We start from the raw sequence: 17294 nt of genomic DNA, 5'->3' as shown, positions 1-17294 counted from the left end.
ATCCTTTATGAATGAAGTTAAAATATGATTTCTACTAACAGTGATTTATTAGTTGAATAGATAGAGTAATATTAGAAGATAATCATAGATAAAAGATTTGAGAGATTTAAACTTAAGAAAAACAATAGTATAATAGTTTTAAAGATTATTTGATGGAGGTCATCGATGAAAAAGTATGATTTAATTGTCATAGGTGCAGGTATTTCTGGATTAAGTTCAGCAATAGAAGCAAAATCCAGAGGGGTAGAAAAGATTTTATTAATAGATAGAGATACAGAGCCTGGTGGGGCTATGAATAGTTGTGTACATACAGGCTTTTACTATAAGAATATAAAAGAGAATTTATCGAGTCCAGAACTTATTTCGAAGCTTATTGAAGAGGTTCAGGAATTAGGTATTGAGATTTTATGTGAAACTACAGCTATAGAGCTAAAAAAGGATAAGAATATAGTTTTTGTTAACAAGAAACAGGGAATAAAGTCAGTTGAGGCTAAAGCTATAATTTTAGCAACGGGTTCTAGGGAAAAGCCGTATGGATATAAAAATGTACTTGGATATGGTGCTATGTCTGGAATAACAACTGCAGGAACAACCTTAAAATGTATAAATAGAAAGGGAGTTCTGCCAGGTAAACATTGTATAATTCTTGGTTCTGATGATATTGGGGTTTTAACTGCCAGAACATTAGTTCAAGAAGGCGCTAATGTAAAATGTATGATTGAAACTAGCAGTAATATTAGAGTAAACAATGAAGCATCTAGAGATTTTATTGAAGATTTTAATATTCCAATTTTATTTAATCATAGAGTAGTTAAAATTTATGGAACTGCAAGAGTAACAGGGGTTGATATTGTTAAACTGGATGAAGATTATCACGAAATAGATGGAACTTTAACATACATGGAGTGTGATACTTTAGTACTTTGTATGAAGCCAAGACCAGATATTAAGCTTTTAGAAGGAACTAATATTGAATTGAATGATGAAGATGATGGAGCCTTGGTAAATGAGAAGATGGAAACTACCATGATAGGTGTGTTTGCCTGTGGAACTGTTATTGATGGATATAATTCGGTGGAAAATGTCATGAGACAGGGAAGAAGAGCAGGAATTTCTGCAAGTGATTATATTTTCTCTATAAAATAATAATCAACATTTAAAGGAATGAAGAATGAAGATGAATAAAAAACAGGCGATTATAAACTTTGCTAGGGAACTTTCTTTAGACACTATAGGATTTACCAAGTGTAGGAGATTTGAGGAACTAAAATCATGGTTTGAATATCGTAAAGAAAATAATTTATTTAATGAGTTTGAAGAGGCTGATATTGAAAAGAAAATTAATCCAAGGCTGTTGATGGAGGATGGAAAAACTATAATATCAATAGCCTTTCCTTATTATTATGGAAGTAGTGAGGGAAATAATCAGTTTTCAATTTACACTAGGGGTGAGGATTACCATAAGGTTGTACTAAGTTATTTAAATAAAATTTGCAAGCTAATTACAGAGCTTGGAGGAAAAGCATTAGCATTAGTAGATAGTAATCCTCTTCCAGAGAGGTATATTGCGACCTTGTGCGGTATAGGGTTTATTGGAAAAAATAATACATTAATAACAGATAAGTATGGATCTTATGTGTTTTTAGGAGAAATTATTACGGATTTAGAGCTAGAGCCAGACGAACCTAACTATAATAATTGTTATGGATGTAATATATGTATGGAAAAATGTCCTACAAGTGTTATAATTAAAGATGGAAAAAATTTTAATTCAAAGAGATGTATTTCTTATTTAACTCAGAAGAAAGAGCTTGATAATGAAGAGATTACATTGATTAAAGGGAAAATTTTTGGGTGTGATGAGTGTCAAAAAGTTTGTCCTCATAATAATGATATAACGAATTCATGTATAAAAGAATTTGAGCCTAAAAGCTATATGGACAATGTGAATTTAAATGAACTTATCATATTAAATAATGCTGAATTTAAAGAAATGTACAAAAATCATTCCTGTGGCTGGCGAGGAAAAAACATTTTAATAAGGAATGGACTTATTAATTACTATTTTGAACATAAGACTGATAATGACGATATATTAAAGAAAATCACATCGCCATACATAAAAGAATATTATGAGAGATTATTTAACTCGAAATAAAAATCTTAGTTTGGAGGGAAGATTTAAATGAATAATGAAACATTAATAAAATTTTTAGGAAAACTTCCGAAAGGGGTTTCATCAAAAATATCTAGACAATATGTAAAGCAAATGATAAAAAAATATGCTAATTTAAAAGTTGAGGGAGCTGAGAAGCTTAAAGAGGTTAAAGGCCCAACAATATTTATTTGTAACCATTTAAGCAATTCCGATGGACTAATACTTAATGAAATATTAAAAGAAAATGATCCTACATTTATTGCTGGGGTTAAGCTTTCGGATAATGCATTTACTAAGAATGGAATTAGTTATGTAAAAACCATATCAATAAAACCTAATTCAGCCGATAAAGAAGCAATAAGCAAAATAGTTCAAAAGCTTAAGGCTGGAGAAAATATAATGATGTTTCCTGAGGGGACAAGGAGCAGAACAGGGTCAATGATAGAAGCTAAAAAAGGATTACTTCTAATTGCAAGGCTTGCTAAAGCAACCATAGTTCCTATAGCAATTACAGGAAGTGAAGTATTCATGCCGATAAACGATAGGGATATGGGCGGGGAAACTTTTAATCCAGCAAATGTTGTTGTTAAAATTGGAGATCCTATGAATGTTCCTGTAAAGGAAAAGGAAGAAGATAAGAATACTTATAATGATAGAGCTATGTTTGAAATAATGAAGGGAATTGCTGAACTTTTACCAGAAAATTATCGTGGAGTATATAAATAAGCAATATAGATGTATTGAAAAAAATGTTATTTTAAGGTATAAATATACTAGAGTTGATAATTATGTTATTTAATATAATTTTAAAAAGGTGATTATAACTAAAATTTTTTAGTTAATAAAACTTTAATCCTGAAGCTCTCATTCAAATGAATATGAGAATGAGTTTCTTTAGAATATTATTATTTTGGAGGGGATCATATGGGAAGTAAATCATTAGAAAAGTTTCTTAAGGAAGGTTTAAACGACCTAAAAAGCAAGGGTTTATACAATGAGATAAACACAATTACTGGACAAAATGGACCAGTTATTGAAATCGAAGGAAAGAAACTTGTAAACTTATCATCAAATAACTACTTGGGCCTTGCAACTAATAAAAGAATGATAGAAGCAGGACTTGCTGCAACAGAGAAGTATGGAGTTGGAGCAGGAGCAGTTAGAACAATAAATGGTACATTAGATATACATGTTAAACTTGAAGAAAAGCTTGCTAACTTTAAGCATACTGAAGCAGCTATAGCATTCCAATCAGGCTTTAACTGTAACATGGCCGCTATATCTGCAGTTATGGGTAAAAATGATGCTATTCTTTCTGATGCTTTAAACCATGCATCAATAATTGATGGTTGTAGATTATCAGGAGCAAAAATAATAAGATTCGAACATGCTGATATGGAAGATTTAAGAGCTAAGGCAAAAGCAGCTGTTGAATCAGGTTTATATGGAAAAATAATGGTTATTACTGATGGAGTATTCTCAATGGATGGAGATATTGCAAAACTTCCTGAAATTGTAGAAATTGCAGAAGAGTTTGATTTAATAACTTATGTAGATGATGCTCACGGTTCTGGAGTGCTTGGTAAAGGTGCAGGAACAGTTCATCACTTTGGGTTATCTCATAAGATAGACTTCCAAATAGGTACATTATCTAAGGCTATAGGTGTAGTTGGAGGTTATGTAGCAGGTTCTAAAGATTTAATCGATTGGTTAAAGGTTAGAGGAAGACCATTCCTATTCTCTACTTCATTAACACCAGCATCAGCAGGAGCTTGTATTGAAGCTATAAATATATTAACGGAAAGTACTGAATTACACGATAAATTATGGGAAAATGGAAATTACTTAAAAGCTGAATTGAAAAACTTAGGTTTTGATATTGGACATAGTGAAACTCCAATTACTCCATGTATAATCGGTGATGCTGCTAAGGCTCAAGAGTTCAGTAAGAGATTATATGAAGAGGGAGTGTATGCTAAAGCAATCGTATTCCCAACAGTACCACTTGGAACTGCAAGAGTAAGAAATATGCCTTCAGCAGCACATACAAAAGAAATGCTGGATGAAGCTATTGCTAAATATGCTAAAGTTGGAAGAGAAATGGGCTTAATTAAGTAGTAAGTAATAATTTATTATTAGATATATCATAAATTGTATGGTTATTTTATAAGACTCAGGAAATGGGTTTTCTGGGTCTTATAAAGAGGTTTCAATATATTAAAATCTACAAACATAAAAACTTGAGTGGAGGAATTTTTTTATGAAGAAAATTTTAGTTACTGGATGTTTAGGTCAAATTGGAACAGAGTTAGTTACAAAATTAAGAGCTCTATACGGAGTTGAAAACGTTGTAGCTACAGATATAAGAAAACCAGAAGGAAATCCAATCGTTGAAAATGGGATTTTTGAAATTTTAGATGTTACAAATCAAGAGAACTTCTTAGAGGTTGCTAAAAAGTATGAAGTTGATACTATCATTCACCTAGCTGCACTTTTATCAGCTGTAGCAGAAGCTAAACCTCAATTAGCATGGACAATAAATATGGGTGGATTAGTAAATGCGCTTGAAACTGCTAGAGAGTTAGGATGTAAATTCTTCACTCCAAGTTCAATTGGAGCTTTTGGACCAGATACTCCAAAGGTAAATACACCACAAGATACAATACAAAGACCAAAAACTATGTATGGTGTAACTAAGGTTTCAGGAGAATTATTATGCGATTATTACCACACTAAATTCGGTGTTGATACAAGAGGGGTAAGATTCCCAGGACTAATTTCTTACGAAGCACTTCCAGGTGGAGGAACTACAGACTATGCTGTAGATATCTACTATGAAGCATTAAAAACAGGAAAATACACTTCATTCATAGGTAAAGGTACATATATGGACATGATGTATATGCCAGATGCTATCAATGCTATCATTACATTAATGGAAGCAGATCCAAGTAAATTAAAGCATAGAAATGCTTTCAATATAACTGCTATGAGCTTTGAACCAGAAGAAATTGCAGCAGAAATTAAAAAGCATATTCCAGAATTTGAGTTAAGCTATGATGTAGATCCAGTAAGACAGGGAATCGCAAATACTTGGCCAGATTCTATAGATCCAACTGCGGCAATGGAAGAGTGGGGATTTAAGGCTGAATATGACTTAGCTAAAATGACTGCCGATATGTTAGAAAAGTTAAGAGCAAAAGGTATAAGATAATATACACAAAAATTAAGCCATGGGTTAACCATGGCTTTTTATTTATGAATTATGTTCTTTTATGATTTTATTTAGGTAGCGGTAAATTGTTGCTTCAGAACAATGGAGATGCTCAGCAACGTTAGCCACAGCACCTTTTAGATGAAATACACCGTTTTCATAAAGCTTTCCAACTATAGCGATTTTCTCATCTTGAGTGAGTCTGCTAATTGGAATTGCAGATAGATCAACATTTTCCTTAAAGATGGCGTCAATTGTATCAGAAAGATTGTTAGTGAATTTTTCATGATTCAAATTTAAGGAGTCTATAAGCTGTAATGGGGCTTCAGCGTAATTTGAACAAGCAATTTGCGAAACTGCTTTGTTAAGCTGATCATAAGGTGTAACATCTATATTTATACAAAGCATGCCTATTAACTCATTATTATCTTTAATAAAGTAGCTTGAAGAACGTAAATGATTATTATCCTTTGTTAGACCAAGGTAGTTACATTTACTATCTGTTTCCTGCCAAGCGTTAGTGCTTATCACTTGAAGTGCTAAATTGGTTATAGGAGCACCAACGGTTCTGCCACTTATGTGACCATTAACAATAGCGGTGATGCAGTTTTTATTATCTCTTAAATCAAGTAATGCTATTTCACAATTAGGGCTGAGTACATTACCTAAGAAGTGTACAAGCTTTTCGTAATGTTCCATTATATCTCTCATTAATACCTCCAGAAAGAAATATACGTTAAATTATTACAACACATCTCGAGAAAAATTAAGTATTTTTTACATATTATAACACGTAAAAATGAAATTTTCAAATGTAAACGAATCAATTTAGAAAATATTTGTACAATTGAGATAATAATTTATTGTTGCAATAAAAAATTATTGACCTTCAAAAAATGGAATGGTACAATTCTATTATATTATTTGTAATATATTTACGTTTGAAGAAAATATATTTAAAATTTTATATTTTAGGTAAAGGAAGAGGGGAAATTTATGAAAATTAAGAAATTGATGGCTGTAGTTCTATCTGCGGTAATGGTAACTAGTGTTTTAGCTGGTTGCGGTAAAAATGATCACAGTAATCAAGGTTCAGAAAATGGTGGAGACAAAGATACTGTATCAACAGAGATGGCTGGAGATCAAGTACTTAACTTACTATTTGACGAACCAACGACATTAGACGTTAATGATGTAAGAAATGCAAGTGAATTCCAAGTTTTATCTCAAGTTCAAGAAGGTTTATTTAGAACTTATACAGATGAAAATGGAAATGATGAGATTGTTTTAGCTGGAGCAGAAGACTATACTGTTTCAGAAGATAATCTAGTTTATACATTTAAGTTAAGAGACCACAATTGGTCAGATGGACAACCTGTTACAGCTCAGCATTATGTAGATTCATTCTTAAGATTGTTAAATCCAGAAAAAGCATTCTCATATTCATTTATGGGATATGACATTAAAAATGGAGAAGCTTACTTCAATGGAGAAGTAGGAGCAGAAGAAGTTGGTGTTAAAGCGCTAGATGAAAAGACCCTTGAAATTACTTTGGGGCAAGTGACCCCATATTTCTTAAAGAAATTAACTAACGTTTGTTTCTATCCAGTTCGTCTTGATGTAATCGAAGCAGGTGGCGAGACTTGGGCAACTGATGATAAGGTACAAGTTTATAATGGACCATTTACTATTAAAGAGTGGGTTAAAGAAAATAGCATGACATTAGTTAAAAATGAAAATTATTGGGATGCTGAAAATGTAAAATTAACTGAAGTAAACATGAAAACGGTAGATGAAACAGCTACAAGATCATTATTATTTGAATCTAAAGAATTAGATGTTGTTGTTGGTGAAGCTGAATATGCTGATAAGTGGGTAAAAATGGCTGAAGAAGGTAAGTGTCAATTCATATCTGGAAAATACCCAGGAATGACATTCATCGGATTTAACCAGCATACAGGTGGACAATCTGGATTAATGAACAATGCTAAGATTCGTTTAGCGTTATCTTTATCCATAGATAGACAAGAGTTTGTTGACTTAATTTACGGAAGATATACTCCTGCAAATGGCTTAATTCCACCAGGAATTCAAGTTGGTGATTTAGAGTATAGAGATGAAGTTAAAGATGAGCCATTAGCACCATTAGTTGAAAAATATAACAGTCCAGAAAAACTTCAAGAGTTATTTAAAGAAGGATTAAAAGAATTAGGAATAGATAAAGAGTTAAGCGAAATAGAATTAACTTATATTGCTACTGCTAATAATACTGTTGCTAAAAATGTACTTGAATACTATATGCAATCATGGCAAGACAAGCTAGGGATTAAAATAAACATGAATATCCTAGCTGACAGTAGCTTATTTGTAACTGAAAGAAATGAAAATAGATATGATATTCTTGCAAATGGATGGCATGGTGACTACAGTGACCCAATGACATTTATGGATTTATGGTTAACAGGTAGTGGATATGCTAAATTCTTTGGCGGATATAAAAGCGAAAAATTTGATAAGCTTTTTGAAGAATTAGCTGGTGAAATTGATGACGCTAAGCGTGTAGAAACTTATAAAGAACTTGAGAGAATATTAGTAGCTGAAGACGCTGGTGTTGCACCAATATATTATCAAGATTCACAAAGATTTGTACAAAATCATGTACAAAATTTAAGCACACCATTATTTGGACCAGCGCTTGAGTTTAGTAGATCGTATATTTCAGCTAAATAAGCACATTTAGGTGGTAGGGGGAGTAATCTTACTCCCCTAATTTTTATATAAGTACATAAGTGAATGTCTAAATATTTGATTTGAAAATACAAACTTACTTCAGTAAATAGATATGAAGTGAAGATATATATAAACCAAACTATAAAAGGAGGAAATAAAAGGGTATGGTAAAGTATACTATTAGAAGATTTATTGAAATGTTATTTTCCTTATTTATAATTGCAACTGCAACATTCTTCTTATTAGCAGCAGTTCCGGGAGATGCATTAACAGATAGAACTGATAAGCTTCCAGAACAGATTAAGGCTAATCTTTATGAAAAATATGGATTAGACAAGCCTGTTATGGAGAGATATGTAATAACAATGAAGGGGTTAGCTAAAGGTGACTTTGGTGAATCTATTATTTTCCCAGGACAAACAGTCCAACAAATTATAAAGGATAAGCTTCCAGCATCAGCAAGATTAGGTATTCAGCAGATGATTTTAGGGGTGAGCTTAGGATTACTTTTAGGAGTAGTAGCCGCTATGAAAAAAGGAAGTGCTGTGGATTATACAGTAGTAACTTTATCAATTTTACTTATATCCATACCACACTTAGTATTCGGATTATTATTACAAAAGGTATTTGCAGGACAACTAGGATGGTTCCCTGTAATAGGATGGCCTAAAGGGGCTGATTTATGGTTTGGTGGTTGGGAATATACAATATTACCAACGTTAACAGGATGTTTTGCATATGTTGCATCTTATGCAAGGCTTCTTAAGACATCTATGCTAGACGTAATGAATCAAGATTATATTTTAACAGCAGAATCTAAAGGGTTATCAAGAGGAAGAGTTATTAGAAAACATGTAATAAGAAACTCATTCATTCCAATCATTACAAATTTACCTATGACGGTAGCGATGTGTATTACAGGGTCATTTTTTATAGAGAAAATATACTCTATACCGGGAATTGGTCTATATTATGTAAATGCTGTAAATGGACGTGACCTGCCTATTATTTTGGGACAAACTGTAATAATGGCAGCAATATATATTATAGTTGTATTTTTAACAGATATTTTATATACAGTTGTTGACCCAAGAATACGTATTCGTGGTGGAAAACGCTAGAAGGAGGTAAATATGGAAGAATTAAATTTAAAAAGCTTTAAAAATATTGGCTGTGATTATAGTAAGTCAGATGCAATTGTAAGACCAACGGTAACTTATTGGCAAGATGCATGGAGAAGACTTAAAAAGAATCCAATTGCAATGGTTTCTTTAGTAGCTTTAATTATATTTACAATAATGATTATTGTAGGACCATATATTAGAGGATATGACCTTGTAACTATAGTACCAACAAAGAAAAATCTAGGACCGTGTTCAGAATTTTGGTTTGGTAGTGATAGCTTAGGAAGAGATATATTCTCAAGAGTATGGTTAGGTGCTAGAGCATCTATTTTAGTAGCAATAGCGTGTACGGGAATTCAAATTGTAATTGGATGTACTTATGGTGGAGTTATGGCCTATTTCGGTGGTTGGGTTGATGATATTATGATGAGAATCATCGAAGTTGTAACATCAATGCCATCACTTTTAATAACTATTATAATAATGATGGTATTAGGAAACAGTATGTGGGCATTGCTTGTTGCCATGTGTATAACTTCATGGTGCGGAACTGCAAGGCAGATGAGAGGACAAATAATGCAGCTTAGAGAATCAGAATATGTAATGGCTGCTGAAACCCTTGGAGCAAGTCCTTCAAGAATAATAATAAAACACCTTATACCTAATACATTAAGTATATTAATACTTAACGTTGCATCTAGTATTCCAGGATATATATTTACAGAAGCAGGTCTAAGTTTCCTTGGAATAGGTCTTCAGCCACCAGATACTAGTTTAGGTGTACTTATTTCAGCGGGACAAGCAACTATGGAATTTTATCCATATCAGTTATTCTTCCCAGCATTGATATTATGTCTAATTGTGCTGGCATTTAACTTACTAGGAGATGGCTTAAGAGACGCCTTAGATCCAAGACTACGTCAATAGGAGGAGTATAAAAAGATGGGTAAATTATTAGAAGTAAATAATCTGCGTGTTTCGTATCACACATATGCTGGAGAAGTTCAATCAGTAAGAGGTATAACTTTTGATGTTGAAGAAGGAGAAGCTTTAGCTATAGTAGGAGAGTCAGGCTGTGGAAAATCAGTTACTGCAAAATCTATTATGGGACTTATAAAGAAGCCAGCAGGAGAAATCAAAGCTGGAAGCGAAATATTATATAGAGGTCAAAATATTTTAAACTTCTCAAAGAAAGAGTGGAGCGAATATCGTGGCGGTGAGAGTGCAATCATATTCCAAGATGCTCTTGCTGCATTAAATCCAACAATGACTGTTGGTAAGCAGATTGCAGAAAACTTAATCATGCATAAAAACATGTCAAAGGCTGAGGCTTTAAAAGAAGCTGTAAATATGCTTCGCTTAGTTGGAATTCCGAATCCAGAGGAAAGAGTTAAGCAATATCCACATGAGTTTTCAGGTGGTATGCGTCAAAGGGTTATGATAGCAATAGCTTTTGCTTGTGATCCAAAGCTTTTAATTGCAGATGAGCCTACAACTGCCCTTGATGTTACAATACAATCTCAAATAATGGATTTAATTAAAAAACTTCAAAAGGAACTTAATACATCAGTAATTTTAATTACTCATGACCTTGGAGTTGTTGCTAATGTGGCTAAAAGAATAGTTGTTATGTATTCTGGAAATATCGTTGAAAAAGGTAGTTGTGAAGATATATTCTATAATCCAAAGCACCCATATACTTTAGCTTTATTAAGTGCAGTTCCAAGATTGGACCTTAAAAATAAGCAGGAATTAGCATCTATTGAAGGTACACCTCCAGACCTAATTGCACCACCAAAAGGTTGTCCTTTCAGCACAAGATGTAAATACTGCATGGAAATTTGCTGTGAAAAGGCACCTGAATATACTGAGTTTGGGTATGGTCATGTAGCTGCTTGTTGGTTACATCATCCATATGCAGCAAAGGAATTAAATCCATTTGGATATGGAGGTAATGACAATGAGTAATAGTAGAGAAGTTGTGTTAGAAGTAAAAAATCTAAAGAAATATTTTGATATCAACAAAAATGCCGTCTTAAAGGCTGTAGATGACGTGTCTTTTAAAATACATGAAGGTGAGACCTTAGGACTTGTTGGAGAATCAGGTTGTGGTAAAACCACATGTGGAAGAACAGCTATTGGTTTGTACAATAAAACTGAAGGACAAGTATTTTACAGAGGTAAAGACGTACACACTATAACAGGAAAAGATAAAAGGAACTTTAAAAAAGATGTTCAAATGATTTTCCAAGACCCATACGCGTCACTTAATCCTAGGATGACCGTTGCAGATATAATTGCAGAAGGTATTGATATCCATGGACTCGCTAAGAACAAAAAAGAAAGAACAGAGAAGATATATCACTATTTGCAATTAGTTGGATTAAATAAGGAGCACGCAAGCAGATTCGTACACGAATTCTCAGGTGGTCAAAGACAGAGGATTGGTATTGCAAGAGCCTTAGCAGTAGAGCCAAAATTTTTAGTTTTGGATGAGCCTATCTCAGCACTGGATGTTTCAATCCAAGCACAAATAGTAAATCTTCTTATAAAACTTCAAAAGGAATTTGGATTAACATATTTATTTGTAGCTCATGATTTATCAATGGTAAAACATATATCAGATAGAGTTGTAGTAATGTATCTTGGTACAATGGTAGAACTTACAACTTCAGAAGAGTTATATGATAAACCAATGCACCCATATACTCAAGCATTATTATCAGCTATTCCAATTCCAGATCCGAAGGTTGAACTTGAAAGAGAGAAAAATAAAATTAAACTTGAAGGAGATGTTCCAAGTCCAATAAATCCAGCTCCGGGTTGCAGATTTAAAGGTCGTTGCAAGTATGCCATGGAGATTTGTGGTAAGGAATGTCCAACATTAAAAGAAATTGAACCAAACCACTTTGTTGCATGTCATAAATTCAATAAATAAGATTTACATAATAGCATTTACTTAAGAGAGAAGGAAGACAAATACATGAATACATTGAAGAATTACGCGAAAGATATAATAAAAGCTTTATTAATTGCTATAGAAATTAGTAGCGCTATTACCATAGTTTTTGGTATTATAGGCTTATGTATAAAAGGTGGCGAAATTTCAGAGGCGCTAAGAGTGAGCCAACAAGGTTTATTTATAGTCGGTTCATTTGCTTTAATTGTAGTTGCCGCTCTATTTTTAAAGAGAGATGGACGACGAGCCCTATCAGATAAAGAAGGGTGGCGTAGACAATTTAAAGTTATTAATTTTTCAATGGTAATTTTAATTGTAGGTGTTTTTATATTGTTTGTTGGTGGAATGTTAGATTATGTATGATCATTGGAGGAAAATTAGATGGATGTAAATTTAAAAAATGCATATCTAAATATTTTAAAGGAAGAGTTAGTTCCAGCGATGGGGTGTACTGAACCAATTGCCATTGCTTATGCAGGTGCAAAGGCTCGTACGGTTTTAGAAGATCTTCCAGATAAGGTTATTGCAAAATGTAGTGGAAACATAATTAAAAATGCTAGATGCGTTATTATACCAAATTCTGGTGATTTAACAGGGATTGAAGCAGGAGTTATGGTTGGAATTGTTGCAGGAAATTCAGATAAAAAAATGGAAGTTCTTGCAGATGTAGATGAAGAGGGAGTAAAGAAAACAAAAGAATTCTTAAAAAAGGGAATTTGTACTGTTGAATTTTTAGATACACCGATACCTCTTCATATAATAGTTGAAGTATTTAAAGGTAAAGAGCATGCATTAGTAGAAATAAAGTATTCTCATACTAATATAACTCGAATTGAAAAGAATGGTGAACTTCTTTTATGGGAAGTAGAAGATGAAAAATGGACTCAAAACTTACAAGACAGAAGTATGCTTAATCTCATAGGAATTAAAGAGTTTGCAGATAATGTGCCTCTAGAGGATATAAAAAAACTGTTTGATAAACAAATTAAGTGCAATATGGACATTTCAAGTGTTGGAATGAATGGTAAGTATGGTTTAGGAATAGGTAAGATTATAATGGACTCCTATCCAGAAGGCATAGTTAATAAAATGAAAGCTTGCACATCTGCAGCATCTGAAGCTAGAATGGGTGGATGTGATTTACCTGTTGTTATAAATTCAGGTAGTGGAAATCAAGGAATAACATCTTCAGTACCAGTTATAGTTTATGCTAGGGAAAATGGGTTAGGTGATGAAAAGCTTTATCGTACTTTAGCATTCTCAAATTTATTAACTATTTATCAAAAAGAATTTATTGGTAAGCTTTCAGCATTTTGTGGTGCAGTTTCAGCAGCTTGTGCAAGTGGGGCAGCTATAACTTACATTGATGGTGGAAATTTAGATCAGATTAAGAAGACAATAGTTAATACTTTGGCTAATATTTCTGGTATCATCTGTGATGGAGCAAAGGTTTCTTGTGCAGCAAAAATTGCATCAAGTTTAGATGCAGCAATGATGGCTCATTATCTTGCCATGAATGGAAAGACTTATGGAGCATATGAAGGTATTCTTCAAGGAGAAGCTGAAGATACTATCAGCTGTGTTGGACATATTGGAAAAGAAGGAATGAAGGAAACCGACAAAGAAATTATTAGAATAATGCTTGGTGAATAATTTCATAAATATTAAAGGCTATTTCAATATTGAAATAGCCTTTTTATTATAAAAGTTTAGATTACTTAAGTATTATACAATCTTGTACATCATCTAAAGCTTCACCAAATCTTTGGAAGTGAACAACTTCACGTTCTCTTAAAAATTTCAAAATTTCTTTTATTTGATAATCATCGGATTGCTTAATTAGCCACTCGTAAGTTGCTCTAGCTTTTTGCTCAGCGGCCATGTCTTCAGTTAAATCTGCAACAACATCATCTTTAGCTTGAATGTATGCAGCTGTCCAAGGTACTCCATTAGGGTCAGCCCAGAATAGTGCTCTTCCATGATTAGTAAAATGTCCACCGAGACCAACGGCCTCTAACTCTTCCATAGAGGCATTGCTCATGAGCTGATAAATCATAGTACCAATCATTTCAACGTGAGCCATTTCCTCTGTACCTATATCTGTCAAAAGGGCTTTGGATTTCTTAGTTGGCATAGTATATCGTTGATTTAGATATCTTAGAGCCGCACTTAGCTCACCATCAGGTCCACCATATTGAGCAATTAAAAATTTAGCCATTCTTAAATCTTTAGAATTTTGTAGATTTATTGGATATTCTAATGTTTTTACATAATACCACATATATTATTTATCCTCCTTCATTAGTGACATTCCCATGGCCAAGGTGAGTTTACCCAAGCTTTTGGATTCTCGAAAAAAGCTGAGCCGAAGTTAGTTAGAGGACCACATTTCTCTTCAAATTCCTTAAACAATACTTTTAGTTTATAAGATACTTGCTTATAGGCTTCGATAGCTTCTTCACATTCTGGGAAATTATCAAGATATAAATTAAGATCTACGGCGTAGAATTGAAGTTTCATGATTTCTTCTAGAAGATCTTTATCATACATACAAACACCTCCCTTAATTATATCCTGAACGCTTTTCTGGGTGATAAGGTCTATAAAGATCCTTAAAGATTGTACCCATTTTAAAGGCGTCATCGATGCAGAATAAATTTTCAAATGATTGTGGTAATACAAATGCACAAGCGTACTTTATTTTTACACATGGCTGCTTTTCAGTTTTAGTCATTAGTTATTCTCCTTTTAAAATTAAGTTATATGTATTAGTATCATATGATGGAAATGTATAATTGTGATTAATTAGAAAGATAAAAATATGAAATTTACATGTAATATTTTAATTATATATATCGTTGTATAAGGTGAGGAGCAAGTTAAATAAGATTAAATAAAGTAATGCGCTTAATTTAAAAACTTGAGAGGAGGAAGGTATTCATGAATATAGATGAAAATAATTTTATAAGAGAGTTGAAATATAGAAATCCTGATGCTTTGGATTATTTTATAGATTCTTATGGAGCAATAGTTAATGGAATTGCGACAAAAATTTTATATTCCCTAGGAAATAGTGGCATAATTGAGGAATGTATGTCGGATATTTTTATGTTGGTATGGACTAATATAAATAAGTATGATGAAGATAAAGGAAATTTTAAAGGCTGGCTTGGAGCTGTAACAAAATTCAAGGCTATTGATTACTACAGAAAATATAGCAAAGGAATGCAAGTAGAAATAATTGAAGAAACCTTAACCAATGGCAGAAGTGCAGAGGACGAATTTATAAGTGAGTTTGAAAGTAGCGGGCTAATAAGAATAATAGAAGAGTTAGAAGAACCTGATAGAACTATTTTTATAAAGAAATTTTTATTAGGGGATAAGGTTAAAAGTATAAGTGAGGCTGTTAATCTCTCGGTTAGCAGTATTAACACAAGAATAAGCAGGGGAAAAGAAAAAATAAGAAGGCAATACCTTAAATCTTTTAAAGGGGGTGCTGTATAATGGCAAAGAAAAACAAGGATAATAGAGACCTTTATGAATTATTTAACGATATGAGCTTTAATGAAGGAGAATTTGAACCAATTGAAATGAATGAAATTGAGGCTGCAAGGTTGAAAAAATTAGTTAGAGAAAGAATAAGTATAGATGAACCTAAAAAAGAGATGCCTAATGAAAAAATTGCTTTAACTCAAAGTAATAAGAAAAATAGGAATTGGTTAAAGATAGCCAGTATTGCTGCAGTAATTACGATAGCTGCAGGATTTACGCCAAAGGGAAGAGAAGTTTTAGCACAAATTGCAGATAAATTATTTTTTAATCCAAGTCAAGGTATTATGAGTGAAGAGCAGTGGGGGAACACTTACGTGTTAGAAGAGCCGGCAAGGGTTAATATAAATGGAGTAAGTACTCTTATAAAAAATATTATCAACAGTGGGGATTATATTTCTATAGAAATGTGGACAGATGAAGCTATTAACGAGCACAACCCTAATTTTAAGGAAGAATATGAGTCATTAAGTGACAAAAAGTATAAGGATCTAAAAGAAAACTTTAAAATTAAAACTATGACAAATAAAATGCTGCAAGTTGAAGGGGCATCTATGGCTAGTGGAGGATATTCGGCAGTTAGTTTTAAGCAGGAAGAAGATATTATTACAGAGTTTTATTTGTATTATGGAGAAGAAGAGATAGGACATTTTCAATTGAAGCAAATTAGGTATGTAGATGGTTATGATGAGCTAGGTGGAAATGCCACTAATAAAGGAATTTTAATAGGAGCAACCAGCTATTACCTTGAAGGGGAGAGATATTTTAAACTTTGGAGCAATAAGGATGGCTTAGAGCTTCCAGAGTATAGGATGAATATAGACAGCTACAATGATATTGTAGTTAAAGATGAAAATGGAAATACATTAAAGTTTGAAAGTGCTAATGATGGAACTGGCAAGGCTTACAAACTTTTAGAGGACTATAAGGGGGATATCCATGTCAGCATTAAAGATATAGATTTAAGTTATGAGCTAAGAGAAGGCTCAGTTGTTTCATTAAAGCTTCCTAAAGAGGGAGAGACTGATGAGCTTAATAAAGAGATAAAGTTGAATGGGTTAAAAGACAGGGTTGTAATAAAAGCTATAACCAGTAATAATGGTCAGTATGAAAATGGCGACTATAGCATAACTTTAGATTTCTCTAATAATTATGATGACAGCAGATCCATTTATATGGCTACAGAAAGATTTAGAAGTGGTGGATCAATGGGAGATCCAGAAAATAAATGCAGTGAAATATATTTAGATAAGGAAGACTTAAGGGTTAGTGAGAGATTACTTGGAAGAATTAAGTTAAAGATTGATGGGATACTTGTAAAACAATATGGAAATTGGGAATTTGAAGTTAAGTAAGGGACTAAAAGTAGCGCTCATAATATATACGCTTTGGTTAGTGAAATTTTCACAGAGATGGATTTTGATTTGTCGCTCAGTTTTACTTCTTAGTAGGAAGAGTAGAGTTGGTTTTATTAAAAAAATGAGGTGTGTAATAGCACCTCATTTTTTAACGTAAAAATTATAGGAATTTAACATGAATATAAACTTTAAATAAAATAAA

At 32.7% G+C, this 17294-nt stretch carries 18 protein-coding genes; 14 read left to right on the top strand and 4 right to left on the bottom strand.

All coding sequences use genetic code 11. The features are described 5' to 3' along the window. Positions 1-165 precede the first annotated feature (165 nt). The 5 genes from BN1075_RS08640 to BN1075_RS08620 all read left to right on the top strand — a co-directional run bounded on the left by BN1075_RS08640 (position 166) and on the right by BN1075_RS08620 (position 5372). The gene (locus BN1075_RS08640) at positions 166-1146 is read left to right on the top strand and encodes an NAD(P)/FAD-dependent oxidoreductase (protein WP_052406479.1); all 981 of its coding nucleotides are present in this window, start codon (positions 166-168) and stop codon (positions 1144-1146) included. Positions 1147-1177: 31 nt separating this feature from the next. Further along, on the top strand, positions 1178-2158 hold the full coding sequence (gene queG, locus BN1075_RS08635) for a tRNA epoxyqueuosine(34) reductase QueG (RefSeq protein WP_040192904.1): 981 nt from the start codon (positions 1178-1180) through the stop codon (positions 2156-2158). A gap of 27 nt (positions 2159-2185) precedes the next feature. Then, positions 2186-2884, top strand: coding sequence for a lysophospholipid acyltransferase family protein (locus BN1075_RS08630; protein ID WP_040192718.1), 699 nt, complete (start codon positions 2186-2188; stop codon positions 2882-2884). 198 nt (positions 2885-3082) lie between these two features. Next, on the top strand, positions 3083-4276 hold the full coding sequence (locus BN1075_RS08625) for a glycine C-acetyltransferase (RefSeq protein WP_040192717.1): 1194 nt from the start codon (positions 3083-3085) through the stop codon (positions 4274-4276). A gap of 142 nt (positions 4277-4418) precedes the next feature. Continuing rightward, on the top strand, positions 4419-5372 hold the full coding sequence (locus BN1075_RS08620; RefSeq protein ID WP_040192715.1) for an L-threonine 3-dehydrogenase: 954 nt from the start codon (positions 4419-4421) through the stop codon (positions 5370-5372). A 42-nt stretch (positions 5373-5414) separates the two neighbouring features. On the opposite strand, the gene BN1075_RS08615 is transcribed toward BN1075_RS08620, so the two are convergent. Next, entirely contained in the window at positions 5415-6083 is a 669-nt protein-coding gene (locus BN1075_RS08615; RefSeq protein ID WP_040192714.1) for a helix-turn-helix transcriptional regulator, read from the bottom strand. A 285-nt stretch (positions 6084-6368) separates the two neighbouring features. Between BN1075_RS08615 and BN1075_RS08610 the strand changes: the two genes are divergently transcribed. From BN1075_RS08610 to BN1075_RS08580, 7 genes are all read left to right on the top strand, one after another. Further along, positions 6369-8102 (top strand): peptide ABC transporter substrate-binding protein, encoded by a 1734-nt coding sequence (locus BN1075_RS08610; protein ID WP_040192713.1) that lies wholly within the window; start codon positions 6369-6371, stop codon positions 8100-8102. Positions 8103-8266: 164 nt separating this feature from the next. Then, positions 8267-9223 (top strand): ABC transporter permease, encoded by a 957-nt coding sequence (locus BN1075_RS08605; protein WP_040192711.1) that lies wholly within the window; start codon positions 8267-8269, stop codon positions 9221-9223. A gap of 12 nt (positions 9224-9235) precedes the next feature. Then, a complete protein-coding gene (locus BN1075_RS08600) occupies positions 9236-10153 on the top strand; it encodes an ABC transporter permease (RefSeq protein ID WP_040192710.1) in 918 nt (305 codons plus the stop codon). 15 nt (positions 10154-10168) lie between these two features. Continuing rightward, positions 10169-11194, top strand: a complete 1026-nt coding sequence (locus BN1075_RS08595; RefSeq protein WP_040192709.1) for an ABC transporter ATP-binding protein — start codon at positions 10169-10171, stop codon at positions 11192-11194. Next, a complete protein-coding gene (locus tag BN1075_RS08590; RefSeq protein WP_220396208.1) occupies positions 11187-12164 on the top strand; it encodes an ABC transporter ATP-binding protein in 978 nt (325 codons plus the stop codon). The genes BN1075_RS08595 and BN1075_RS08590 overlap by 8 nt, the downstream gene beginning before the upstream one ends. Positions 12165-12209: 45 nt before the next feature. Further along, positions 12210-12548 carry a hypothetical protein gene (locus BN1075_RS08585; RefSeq protein WP_040192707.1) on the top strand — a complete coding sequence of 113 codons (339 nt, stop codon included), beginning with the start codon at positions 12210-12212 and terminating at the stop codon, positions 12546-12548. A gap of 18 nt (positions 12549-12566) precedes the next feature. Further along, on the top strand, positions 12567-13838 hold the full coding sequence (locus BN1075_RS08580) for an L-cysteine desulfidase family protein (RefSeq protein WP_040192706.1): 1272 nt from the start codon (positions 12567-12569) through the stop codon (positions 13836-13838). Positions 13839-13899: 61 nt separating this feature from the next. Here BN1075_RS08580 and BN1075_RS08575 read toward each other — a convergent pair whose 3' ends face one another. From BN1075_RS08575 to BN1075_RS21120, 3 genes are read right to left on the bottom strand one after another with little or no spacing between them, the layout of a single operon-like run. Then, a complete protein-coding gene (locus BN1075_RS08575; RefSeq protein WP_040192705.1) occupies positions 13900-14466 on the bottom strand; it encodes a manganese catalase family protein in 567 nt (188 codons plus the stop codon). A 20-nt stretch (positions 14467-14486) separates the two neighbouring features. Continuing rightward, positions 14487-14735 carry a spore coat protein CotJB gene (locus BN1075_RS08570; protein WP_040192704.1) on the bottom strand — a complete coding sequence of 83 codons (249 nt, stop codon included), beginning with the start codon at positions 14733-14735 and terminating at the stop codon, positions 14487-14489. A gap of 13 nt (positions 14736-14748) precedes the next feature. Next, on the bottom strand, positions 14749-14919 hold the full coding sequence (locus BN1075_RS21120) for a spore coat associated protein CotJA (RefSeq protein ID WP_081911532.1): 171 nt from the start codon (positions 14917-14919) through the stop codon (positions 14749-14751). 206 nt (positions 14920-15125) lie between these two features. Here BN1075_RS21120 and BN1075_RS08565 point away from each other — a divergent pair, with 206 nt between their 5' ends. Beyond that, complete coding sequence (locus BN1075_RS08565; protein WP_040192703.1) at positions 15126-15689, top strand: sigma-70 family RNA polymerase sigma factor; 564 nt, start codon at positions 15126-15128, stop codon at positions 15687-15689. Then, entirely contained in the window at positions 15689-17089 is a 1401-nt protein-coding gene (locus BN1075_RS08560; protein ID WP_040192702.1) for a hypothetical protein, read from the top strand. The genes BN1075_RS08565 and BN1075_RS08560 overlap by 1 nt, the downstream gene beginning before the upstream one ends. Positions 17090-17294: the final 205 nt, after the last annotated feature.

Source organism: Clostridium culturomicium (assembly GCF_000821305.1).
GTDB classification, from domain to species: Bacteria; Bacillota; Clostridia; order Clostridiales; family Clostridiaceae; genus Clostridium_J; species Clostridium_J culturomicium.
Note: the sequence above shows the minus strand (reverse complement) of the source record. Positions and strands in the feature narration are given on the sequence as shown.

Excerpts from the sequence above, each read along its gene's own strand:
- BN1075_RS08620 (WP_040192715.1), top strand. The coding sequence starts at position 4,419 with ATGAAGAAAATTTTAGTTACTGGATGTTTAGGTCAAATTGGAACAGAG.
- BN1075_RS08630 (WP_040192718.1), top strand. The coding sequence starts at position 2,186 with ATGAATAATGAAACATTAATAAAATTTTTAGGAAAACTTCCGAAAGGG.
- BN1075_RS08575 (WP_040192705.1), bottom strand. The coding sequence starts at position 14,466 with ATGTGGTATTATGTAAAAACATTAGAATATCCAATAAATCTACAAAAT.
- BN1075_RS08605 (WP_040192711.1), top strand. The coding sequence starts at position 8,267 with ATGGTAAAGTATACTATTAGAAGATTTATTGAAATGTTATTTTCCTTA.
- BN1075_RS08625 (WP_040192717.1), top strand. The coding sequence starts at position 3,083 with ATGGGAAGTAAATCATTAGAAAAGTTTCTTAAGGAAGGTTTAAACGAC.
- BN1075_RS08560 (WP_040192702.1), top strand. The coding sequence starts at position 15,689 with ATGGCAAAGAAAAACAAGGATAATAGAGACCTTTATGAATTATTTAAC.
- BN1075_RS21120 (WP_081911532.1), bottom strand. The coding sequence starts at position 14,919 with ATGACTAAAACTGAAAAGCAGCCATGTGTAAAAATAAAGTACGCTTGT.
- BN1075_RS08565 (WP_040192703.1), top strand. The coding sequence starts at position 15,126 with ATGAATATAGATGAAAATAATTTTATAAGAGAGTTGAAATATAGAAAT.
- BN1075_RS08590 (WP_220396208.1), top strand. The coding sequence starts at position 11,187 with ATGAGTAATAGTAGAGAAGTTGTGTTAGAAGTAAAAAATCTAAAGAAA.
- BN1075_RS08600 (WP_040192710.1), top strand. The coding sequence starts at position 9,236 with ATGGAAGAATTAAATTTAAAAAGCTTTAAAAATATTGGCTGTGATTAT.
- queG (WP_040192904.1), top strand. The coding sequence starts at position 1,178 with ATGAATAAAAAACAGGCGATTATAAACTTTGCTAGGGAACTTTCTTTA.
- BN1075_RS08595 (WP_040192709.1), top strand. The coding sequence starts at position 10,169 with ATGGGTAAATTATTAGAAGTAAATAATCTGCGTGTTTCGTATCACACA.
- BN1075_RS08640 (WP_052406479.1), top strand. The coding sequence starts at position 166 with ATGAAAAAGTATGATTTAATTGTCATAGGTGCAGGTATTTCTGGATTA.
- BN1075_RS08615 (WP_040192714.1), bottom strand. The coding sequence starts at position 6,083 with ATGAGAGATATAATGGAACATTACGAAAAGCTTGTACACTTCTTAGGT.
- BN1075_RS08610 (WP_040192713.1), top strand. The coding sequence starts at position 6,369 with ATGAAAATTAAGAAATTGATGGCTGTAGTTCTATCTGCGGTAATGGTA.
- BN1075_RS08585 (WP_040192707.1), top strand. The coding sequence starts at position 12,210 with ATGAATACATTGAAGAATTACGCGAAAGATATAATAAAAGCTTTATTA.
- BN1075_RS08580 (WP_040192706.1), top strand. The coding sequence starts at position 12,567 with ATGGATGTAAATTTAAAAAATGCATATCTAAATATTTTAAAGGAAGAG.
- BN1075_RS08570 (WP_040192704.1), bottom strand. The coding sequence starts at position 14,735 with ATGTATGATAAAGATCTTCTAGAAGAAATCATGAAACTTCAATTCTAC.